7 protein-coding genes are annotated in these 9651 nt (G+C 70.2%); 3 read left to right on the forward strand and 4 right to left on the reverse strand.

What is annotated here, in order from left to right:
- Positions 1–484: 484 nt before the first annotated feature.
- Positions 485–1618 carry an acyl-CoA dehydrogenase family protein gene (locus Acor_RS41330; protein WP_155342215.1) on the reverse strand — a complete coding sequence of 378 codons (1134 nt, stop codon included), beginning with the start codon at positions 1616–1618 and terminating at the stop codon, positions 485–487.
- Positions 1618–2703, reverse strand: coding sequence for a M24 family metallopeptidase (locus Acor_RS41335; protein WP_308805727.1), 1086 nt, complete (start codon positions 2701–2703; stop codon positions 1618–1620). The genes Acor_RS41330 and Acor_RS41335 overlap by 1 nt, the downstream gene beginning before the upstream one ends.
- Positions 2704–2891: 188 nt before the next feature.
- Between Acor_RS41335 and Acor_RS41340 the strand changes: the two genes are divergently transcribed.
- The 3 genes from Acor_RS41340 to Acor_RS41350 are packed head-to-tail and all read left to right on the forward strand — an operon-like array spanning position 2892 to position 6144.
- Positions 2892–3779, forward strand: a complete 888-nt coding sequence (locus Acor_RS41340) for a PP2C family protein-serine/threonine phosphatase (protein ID WP_155342216.1) — start codon at positions 2892–2894, stop codon at positions 3777–3779.
- Between the two features lie 10 nt (positions 3780–3789).
- Complete coding sequence (locus Acor_RS41345; RefSeq protein ID WP_155342217.1) at positions 3790–4674, forward strand: 5'-3' exonuclease; 885 nt, start codon at positions 3790–3792, stop codon at positions 4672–4674.
- Between the two features lie 42 nt (positions 4675–4716).
- Positions 4717–6144 carry an RNB domain-containing ribonuclease gene (locus Acor_RS41350; protein ID WP_246239839.1) on the forward strand — a complete coding sequence of 476 codons (1428 nt, stop codon included), beginning with the start codon at positions 4717–4719 and terminating at the stop codon, positions 6142–6144.
- Here Acor_RS41350 and Acor_RS41355 read toward each other — a convergent pair.
- Both Acor_RS41355 and Acor_RS41360 read right to left on the reverse strand, forming a co-directional pair.
- Positions 6137–8845, reverse strand: coding sequence for a DEAD/DEAH box helicase (locus Acor_RS41355; RefSeq protein WP_155342219.1), 2709 nt, complete (start codon positions 8843–8845; stop codon positions 6137–6139). The two genes, Acor_RS41350 and Acor_RS41355, sit on opposite strands and share 8 nt — an antisense overlap.
- Before the next feature lie 87 nt (positions 8846–8932).
- Positions 8933–9651 (reverse strand): YegS/Rv2252/BmrU family lipid kinase (locus tag Acor_RS41360; RefSeq protein WP_155342220.1); only part of this gene is annotated, 719 nt, incomplete at its 5' end.

Raw genomic sequence — 9651 nt, forward strand, 5'->3', positions numbered from 1 at the left:
GGCAATCCTCCTGTTCTGCTGGGCGCACGAGAAACCTCAGTGCAGAACCATGGAGGGCCGCCTCATCCGCAGATTGGGCGACTGATCGCCAGAGCGGTGCGCGGGCGCATATGTTTTTTGCGGTCGGTCGACAAGCGCCGAGATACCGTCTCGGGATGCTGCCGCTGACACACAGTTTAGGCACGGCCAGGTCATTCACCCGGTGCCACAATCGCGTCTGAATTTTCCCGCCATAAGGGCAAATAACCGCCGATATTTGGGTCCAGGCAGCAGCTCAACGACACGGCTATGACGGGGCAGCATGATCGAATAGCCGGCCGGGGGTCAGCACCAAGTCAGCACCGGACCCGTAACCGACGGGAACAAATGGGAAATAACCGGCATTCGGCACGGAGACCACGATCACGTCGACGATCTTGCCAGTGATCACAGACCGAAGAAAAGATCGGATAGCAGCGCGCTGACCAGCGTAAACACCAACCTGCTAGCCCTTAGTCAAGGCACGACTGATCACCAGACGCTGAATCTGGTTCGTCCCCTCCACGATCTGCAGGACCTTGGCCTCACGCATATAGCGCTCGACCGGAAAGTCCTCCACATACCCATACCCACCAAGAACCTGTACGGCGTCGATAGCAGCCTTCATACACATATCAGTGGCGAAGAGCTTGGCCATCGCCGCGTTCGTCCCATAAGGCCGCCCAGCGTCACGAAGCCGGGCCGCATCCAAATACAGCGCACGAGCAGCCGCGATCTGCGTAGCCATGTCAGCCAACATGAAGCCGATCCCCTGAAAATCAGCGATCCGCGACCCAAACTGCCGACGCTCCTTCGCATACGCGGTGGCAGCCTCAAACGCGGCCTGGGCCAAACCAACCGCGCAGGCGGCGATGCCGAGGCGCCCACCATCAAGGGCAGCCATCGCAATCCGGAAACCCTGCCCCGAGTCACCAATGAGCGCGTCAGCAGGCAGCTTCACACCATCGAAACGAACCTGGGCCGTCGGCGACGAACGCATACCCATCTTGCGCTCCGGAGCCCCAAACGACACCCCCTCGGTCCCGGCGGGAACATGGAAACAGGAGATCCCGTCATCGGTTTTGGCCATGATCGTATAGAAGTCGGCCACGCCACCATGCGTGGTCCAGGCTTTGACCCCGTCAACCGAGTAACCCCCGTCGACGGCCGCCGCCCGGGTCGTCATGGCCGCCGCATCAGACCCGGATTGCGGCTCCGACAACCCGTACGCCCCGAGCACATCCCCACCCAGCAGCACCGGCAACTGCCCGTCCCGCTGCGCATCCGTCCCAAAAGCCGAAATCGGGAAACACGACAGCGTATGCACCGACATCCCCAGCCCAACCGCCAGCCAGGCCCCCGCGAACTCCTCGATGACCTGCAAATACACCTCATACGGCTGCCCACCGCCCCCATGCTCCTCCGCATAGGGCAACCCGAGCAGCCCGGAAGCCCCCAGCACCCGGAACACATCCCGCGGAAACCGCCCGGCCACCTCATCCCCGGCCGCCCGGGGCGCGACCTCCTTCGCGGCCAGCTCACGCACAAGATCGAACAGGTCATGGCCTTCGGCCGTCGGGGAGACCCTGTCCACTTTCACTAGACCACCACGAGATCCCGGGTGGTCAGGTTCAGGCGTTCGCCGCCATCTTCCCCGCACACCACGATGTCCTCGATCCGCGCACCATGCCGCCCAGGCAGGTAGATACCGGGCTCAACGGAGAACGCGAACCCGACCTCCATCACCCGCGTGTTCCCCGACACGATGTACGGCTCCTCATGCGACTCCAGCCCGATCCCATGCCCGGTCCGGTGAATGAAGTAGGACCCATACCCGGCGTCCTCGATGACCCGCCGCGCCACCGCGTCGACGTCCTCACACGTCACCCCAGGCCGGACGTAGTCACACGCCGCCTCCTGCGCCCGCCGCAGCACATCGAAATAGGCCGCGTACTCCGCCCCCGGCTCACCCACCGAGTAGTTCCGCGTCGAATCCGAGCAGTACCCGCTCGGCATAGTCCCGCCGATGTCCACCACGACCTGATCGCCGACCTCGATGACCCGATCGGACAGATCATGATGCGGCGAAGCGCCATTCGGCCCCGACGCCACGATGACGAAGTCAACGACGGCATGACCGGCCGCCGTGATCGCGTCGGCGATGTCACGGCCCACCTCACGCTCGGTACGTCCCGCCCGCAGAAATCCGGGCACCTGCTCGTGCACGGCGTCGATCGCCGCCCCGGCCGCCCGCAACGCCGCCACCTCGGCCGGCGACTTCCGCATCCGCAACTCACCCAGCGCCGCCCCGGCGAGACGCTGCTCCACCCCGGGCAGCGTGTCCCGGAACCGCAGCGACTGCATCGCCCACATCCGGTCCGACAACCCCACCGACCCGACATCCCCAAGACGTTTCGCCACGACCGCATACGGATCGTCGGTCTCGTCCCACGGGACGAACTCCACCCCGATCCGCCCGGCGGGCGACGCCTGCGCGGCCGGCAGTTCCAGCCGGGGCACCATCATGAACGCCTCGCCGGCGGCGGGCACCACCAGGCAGGTCAGGCGTTCCAGCGCGTGCGCGTGATATCCGCTCACGTAACGCAGGTCGGGACCAGGGGTGAGCAGCAGCGCGCCGAGCCCGGCGGCGGCGGTGGCCGCCCGGACGTCGTCGATTCTGGTCACCGGATACAGCTCTGAGGACTCCGTTGTCACAACTCCCCATCTAAGCAGAGCCCCCCGACAGTGCCGGAACCACCGGTCGGCCTAAATACGTCGCACCACGGGCGAATGGCTGCTACGCTCCGCGCAAGGCCGATCACGGCCAGTTCCCGAATGTCCGGATAGATGCTGTTTTGAGAGCGAGCCCCACCATGGTCGGCGTCGTGGGCGGCGAACAGCCGCCCCTCCACCCCGCGGACGACCGCATCCCCTCGATGAAGGCTCCCATGACCGCCGCGGAGATGGTGCAGGACCTGCGCGAGCGGCTCGACCGGCAGGAGGATCGGCTCGCCGGGGAGCGGAGCGTCAGCACCGCGCTGCGCGAGGCCATTCTGCCGGAGCCCGGCGTCAACATGGATCTGCCGACGGCGCGCATCGCCGTGCGGTACGCGCCGGCCGTGCAGCCGCGTGGTGACGGCGCGGCTCCGCCGTGCGCCACGCTGGGCGGCGACTGGTATGAGGCGACCACGCTCCCGGACGGGCGGGTCCTGCTCGCGGTCGGCGACGTGTCGGGGCATGGGATGGCGGCGATCGCGCAGATGGCGCAGCTCCGGCACGCGCTGGTGGGGCTGGCGATGACCGGGGAGCCGCCGGACCGGCTGCTCGGCTGGCTGAACGCGCTCGTGCTCAACCGGCTCGACGACACCATCGCCACCGTCATCGTCGGGCTGCTGGAACCGGCGACGGGGCTGCTGACCTGGGCTCAGGCGGGGCATCTGGCGCCGATCATGGTCAGGGGCGGCCGGGCGCGGCCGCTGGTCCCGCCGAGCGGGCTGGTGCTGGGCGCCTCGCCCGACCCCCGGTTCGGCGTGTCCGAGGTGCGGCTCCGCTCCGGCGACCTGCTGCTGATGTTCACCGACGGCCTGGTGGAACGGCGTGACCGCGACATCGACGAAGGGCTCGCGCTGGTCATGCGCGCGGCCGAGAAGATCGGGCACCACGATCTGGACGCGGGGCTCGGGTTCCTGATCGACGCGGGCGGCGGCCCGAGCCCGGAGGACGATACGTGTCTCCTCGCGGTGGGGGTGCTGGGACGATAGAGGGGTGCTGATGCTTCTCGACACCCCGTCGCTGTACTTCCGGGCCTACTACGGCATCCCGGAATCGATGACCGCGCCGGACGGCATGCCCGTCAACGCCGTGCGGGGGCTGATCGACATGATCGCCACGCTGGTCCGGTCGCACTCCCCCACCGAGCTGGTCGCCTGCATGGACGCGGACTGGCGGCCGGCGTTCCGGGTGGCCGCGATCCCGACGTACAAGGCGCATCGGGTCGCGCAGGGGAACCAGGAGGAGATCCCGGACACGCTGGCGCCGCAGGTGCCGGTGATCGAAGAGGTGCTGGCCGCGCTGGGGATCGCCACCATCGGGGTGGCGGGGTACGAGGCGGACGACGTCATCGGCACGCTGGCGGTCCGGCAGCGGGGGGCGGTCGAGATCGTCACCGGTGACCGGGATCTGTTCCAGCTGGTCGACGACGCGCAGCCGTGCCGGGTCCTTTACACCGTAAGGGGGATTCGTAATCTCCAGATGGTGGACGAGGCGTTCGTCGCCGCGAAGTACGGCATTCCCGGGCGCGCGTACGCGGACTTCGCGACGCTGCGCGGTGACCCGAGTGACGGCCTCCCCGGGGTGCCGGGGATCGGCGAGAAGACCGCCGCCGCGCTGATCACCCGCTTCGGGTCGCTCGAGGCCCTGCTGGCGGCCACCGGCGACGACGGGTTCCCGGCGGGGGCCAGGAACAAGCTGGCCGCCGCCCGCGACTACCTGGCGGTCGCGCCCGCGGTCGTCGCGGTCGCCCACGACGTGCCGATCCCGGATGTGGACCTGCGGGTGCCGTCCGCCCCCCGCGACTCGGCCCGCCTGGTCGAACTCGCCGACCGGTACGGTCTGGACAGCCCGCTCAACCGCCTGCTGCCCGTGCTGGCCCGCTGACAACCCGCGCGGAGAGGGCCGGGGCTCCGCTACCTTGAGGGCGTGCCGCACAGAACGATCCGGGTCCCGGATGAGCGAATGCCACGGCTCGTCGACGGGTTCGAGCGGATCCGCGATGAGTTCGACCTTCCCGACGCCTTTCCCGACGCGGTCCGGGAGGAGGCGGAGCAGGCCGCGTCCCGCCGGCCGGTCGGCGAGGATCGCACCGACCTGCCGTTCCTGACCATCGACCCGCCCGGGTCCATGGACCTGGACCAGGCGCTCTGCCTGGAGGAGCGCAAGGGCGGCTACCGGGTCTGGTATGCGATCGCCGACGTCGGCTTCTTCGTCCGCCCGGGCGGCGCCATCGACCTGGAGGCCAGGACCCGGGGGGAGACCCTCTACCTGCCGGACGGCCGGATCCCGCTGCATCCGGCGGCGCTGTCGGAGGGCGCGGCCAGCCTGCTGCCCGGTGAGGTCCGCCCGGCCGCGCTCTGGTGCGTCGACCTGGACGCCGAGGGCCGCACGGTCGGCGTGGACGTGCGCCGGTCGCTGGTCCGCAGCCGGGAGCGGCTCGACTACGACTACGTGCAGACCGCCGTCGACACCGGCCGCGCGGACGGCACGCTGCGGCTGCTGGCCGAGATCGGCCCGCTCCGGCTGGCGCTGGAACGGGCGCGTGGCGGGGTGAGCCTGCCGACGCCGGAGCAGGAGGTGGTCCGGGACGGGGAGCGCTACCGGCTGGAGTTCCGGACGACGCTGCCGTGTGAGGCGTGGAACGCGCAGATCTCGCTGCTGACCGGCATGGCGGCGGCGCAGCTGATGCTGGACGCCGAGATCGGCCTGCTCCGGGTGCTGCCGCCGGCGGATCCGCGCGACCTGGCCAAGATCCGCCGGGTGGCGCTCGCGCTGGGCGTGTCCTGGCCGGAGGGCGCCACCTATGGGGAGGTCGTGCACGGGCTCGATCCGAAGATTCCCGGGCATGCGGCGTTCCTGCACGAATCCACGGTTCTGCTGCGCGGCGCGGCCTACGTCGACTTCAACGGGGAGCCGCCCCGGCAGGCCACGCACGCGGCCATCGCGGGGCCTTACGCGCATGTGACCGCGCCGCTGCGGCGGCTGGTGGATCGGTACGCGACCGAGGTGTGCCTGGCGGTCGCCGCCGGGGAACCCGTACCGGAACAGGTTCAGGAAGCGCTGGTGGTGCTGCCGGATCAGATGCGGGCGGCCGGGCTGCGGACCGGCGGGGTCGATCGGGCGTGTGTGGATCTGGTGGAGTCGTTCGTGCTGCACGAGCGCGTCGGCGAGGAGTTCGACGCGGTCGTGGTCGACGTCACCGAGGGCAGGCCGGGCGGGCAGGTCCAGCTCACCGACCCGGCCGTGATCGCCCGCTGCGACGGGGAGCGGCTGCCTCTCGGGGAGCGGATCCGGGTGCGGCTGATGCGGGCCGACCCCAACAACCGCGAGGTCCGGTTCACCATGCTCAGCTGACCGAGGAGTAGGCCACCACGCCGCGCCGGAGCGAGTCGACCGCCTTGCCCGCGTTGTCGCGCACCTTGCTGCCCTTCGGCGCGGCGTCCCTGAGCTGGCCGAGCAGGTCGAGCAGCTGCTTGACCCAGCGGACGAAGTCACCGGCGGCCAGATCGCCGTCGGTGAGGACCGCGTCCAGCGTGTGGCCCTTCGCCCAGCGGAAGGCCGCCCAGGCGAAGCCGAAGTCGGGCTCGCGGATGAACGAGAGGCCGTGGTCCTCCTCGATGCCCTCCAGTTCGCCCCAGAGCCGGATCATCGACGCCAGCGCCTCCTTGGCGGCCCCGGCGGGGATCTTCGGGCTGCGCGTGTCGTCGGACTGGCGGGACTCGAACACCAGCGAGGACACGCAGGCGGCCAGTTCGGCCGGGTCCAGCTTCTCCCAGATCCCGGCCCGCAGGCACTCGGAGGTGAGCAGGTCGAGCTCGGTGTAGAGCTGGGCGAGGCGGCGGCCCTCGTCGGTGACGGTCTCCCCCTCCAGGTAGCCGAGCTGGTCCAGGACCCCGCAGACCCGGTCGAAGGTGCGCGCGATCACATGCGAGCGGCCCTCCACCCGCCGCCGCAGCGTCTCGGTCTCCCGCTGCAGCTTGTAGTAGCGCTCCGCCCAGCGGGCGTGGTCCTCCCGCTCGTCGCACCCGTGGCACGGATGCTGGCGCAGCTCCCGCCGCAGGCTGTTGATCTCCTCGTCCTCGGTGGCGTGGTCGCGCGCCCTGGTGGGCTTGCCCAGGTCCCGGTCCCCCAGTTTGGCGTGCATGGTGGAGACCAGGTTGGCGCGCTCCTTGGGGCTGCGCGCGTTGAAGTTCTTCGGGATGCGGATGTGGTCCACCGGCTCCACCGGCACCGGGAAGTCATCCGCGGCCAGCCGTTTGACCTGCCGGCCCACCGTCAGCACGGTCGGCGAGGCCGACTCACCGCGCGGGGAGATCCCGGGGTCGAGCACCACCGCGAGCCCGGCCCTCCGCCCGCCGGGAATGCGGATCACGTCGCCGGGCTTCAGCTCCTCCAGGCTTTGCGCGGCCTGCGCCCGCCGCGCGGCCCCCCGCTGCTTGGCCATCTCGGCCTCCCGGTCGGACAGCCGGCGCCGCATCCCCGCGTACTCCTGGAAATCGCCCAGGTGGCAGGTCATCGCCTCGGAGTATCCCTCCAGGGCCTGTTCCGACTTGCGCAGCTGCCGGGCCAGGCCGACCACCGCCCTGTCCGCCTGGAACTGGGCGAAGGAGTCCTCCAGCAGGGTCCTGGCCCGCTCCCGGCCGACCTGGCCGACCAGGTTGACCGCCATGTTGTACGAAGGGCGGAAGCTCGACCGCAGCGGATACGTCCGGGTCGAGGCCAGACCGGCCACGCTCATCGGATCCATGCCCGGCTGGTAGACGACCACCGCGTGGCCCTCGACGTCGATGCCGCGCCGCCCGGCCCGCCCGGTCAGCTGGGTGTACTCCCCCGGCGTCAGGTCGGCGTGCGTCTCGCCGTTCCACTTGTCCAGCTTCTCGATCACCACCGACCTGGCCGGCATGTTGATGCCCAGAGCCAGCGTCTCGGTCGCGAACACCGCCTTCACCAGGCCCTTGGTGAACAGCTCCTCGACGACCTCCTTGAAGGCCGGGAGCATGCCCGCGTGGTGGGCGGCCAGGCCGCGCTCCAGGCAGTCCCGCCACTCCAGGTAGCCGAGCACGGCCAGGTCCTCGTCCGGCAGGTGGGAGGTCCGCTCGTCCACCAACTGGCGGATCTCGTGCCGCTCCTTGTCGCTGGTCAGGCGGAGCCCCGCGTACAGGCACTGCATGACGGCGGCGTCGCAGCCGGCCCGGGAGAAGATGAACGTGATCGCGGGTAGCAGGCCCTCCGCGTCCAGCCGCTCGATGGTGGCCGCCCGGTCGTGGCTGGTCCGGCGCGGGCGCAGGTAGCCGCGCTTGCCGCGGGTGTTGGCCAGCCGCTGCTCGTCCCGGGACAGCCGCATCAGGCTGGCGTTGATCCGGGTCGCGCCGTCCTCGTTGGCGAACAGGTCGTAGAGGCGGTTGCCGACCAGCATGTGCTGCCAGAGCGGCACCGGGCGGTGCTCGTCCACGATCACCGTGGTGTCGCCGCGCACCTCGCCCAGCCACTCGCCGAACTCCTCGGCGTTGCTGACGGTCGCCGACAGGGCCGCCACCCGGACCGACTCGGGCAGGTGGATGATCACTTCTTCCCAGACCGCGCCGCGGAACCGGTCGGCCAGGTAGTGCACCTCGTCCATGACCACGTAGCCGAGGCCGGCCAGGGTGCCCGATCCCGCGTACAGCATGTTGCGGAGCACCTCGGTCGTCATGATCACGATCGGGGCCTCGCCGTTGACGCTGTTGTCGCCGGTGAGCAGGCCGACCTTGGCCGCGCCGTAGCGGCGGACCAGGTCGTTGTACTTCTGGTTGGACAGCGCCTTGATCGGCGTGGTGTAGAAGCACTTGCGGCCCTGCTCCAGGGCCAGGTGCACGGCGAACTCGCCGACCACCGTCTTGCCCGAGCCGGTGGGGGCCGCCACCAGCACCCCGTCGCCCGCCTCCAGGGCCTGGCAGGCGTCGACCTGGAACTCGTCGAGGCCGAAATCGTAGAGCTCGCGGAACGAGGCGAGCGCCGGGCCGCTCTCGGTCTGCTGTTCCCGGAAGACGGCGTAGCGTTCCGCAGGCGTGCTCATGCCGTCAACCCTACCGATATCCGCGTTACGACCGTCCTGCTTCCGGGCTCGCGCCTTTACAAAGTAGATCCTGTTTGTACGGAATCCTCACGGCACCAGCACCCGCAGCGCCCCCGGTTCCACGGCACAGGTGAGCGGCGCGGGGCCGACCCGTTCGCCGTCGGCGTACGCGACCGCGTCCGGCGCGTCGAGCGTGACCACGGCCGAGCGGACGATCTCCACCGCCGGGTGCGCGGTGTGGGTGCCCTTGTAAACGCGCGGGAAGGTGCGCAGGAACGCGCTCTTCGGCATCGCCGCCAGGATCAGCACGTCCAGCAGGCCGTCGTCGGGTTCCGCGCCGGGGCAGACGCGCATGCCGGCGCCGTACGAGCGGGTGTTGGCGACGGCCACCAGCATCGCCTCGCGCCGGATCACCCGGTCGTCCAGGGTGATGGTGAACGGGATGGGGGTGAACGAGCGCAGCTCCTGGACCAAGGCGACGACGTACTTCGCCATGCCGGGCGGCCAGGTCATCCGGTTGGCGCGCTCGTTGACGCGGGAGTCGAACCCGCAGGCGACGACTCCGGCGAACCACCGCGACTGGGGCGAGATCCGGGCCGCGTCGATGGTCCTGGTCCGGCCGCCGAGCACCGCGTCCGCGGCCTTGAGCGGGTCGCGGCGCGGAATGCCGATCGCGTCGGCGATGTCGTTGCCGGTGCCGGCCGGGATGATGCCCAGCGGCACGCCGGTGCCGGCCACGGCCTGGACCGCCAGGTGCACCAGGCCGTCGCCGCCGAAGGCGACCAGGGCGGCGGGGGTGGCGGGGG

The organism is Acrocarpospora corrugata (assembly GCF_009687845.1).
Taxonomy (GTDB): Bacteria; Actinomycetota; Actinomycetes; order Streptosporangiales; family Streptosporangiaceae; genus Acrocarpospora; species Acrocarpospora corrugata.

Bases quoted from the DNA above. Each gene is read 5' to 3' on its own strand.
- Acor_RS41355 (WP_155342219.1), bottom strand. From the start codon at position 8,845: ATGAGCACGCCTGCGGAACGCTACGCCGTCTTCCGGGAACAGCAGACC.
- Acor_RS41340 (WP_155342216.1), top strand. From the start codon at position 2,892: ATGGTCGGCGTCGTGGGCGGCGAACAGCCGCCCCTCCACCCCGCGGAC.
- Acor_RS41345 (WP_155342217.1), top strand. From the start codon at position 3,790: ATGCTTCTCGACACCCCGTCGCTGTACTTCCGGGCCTACTACGGCATC.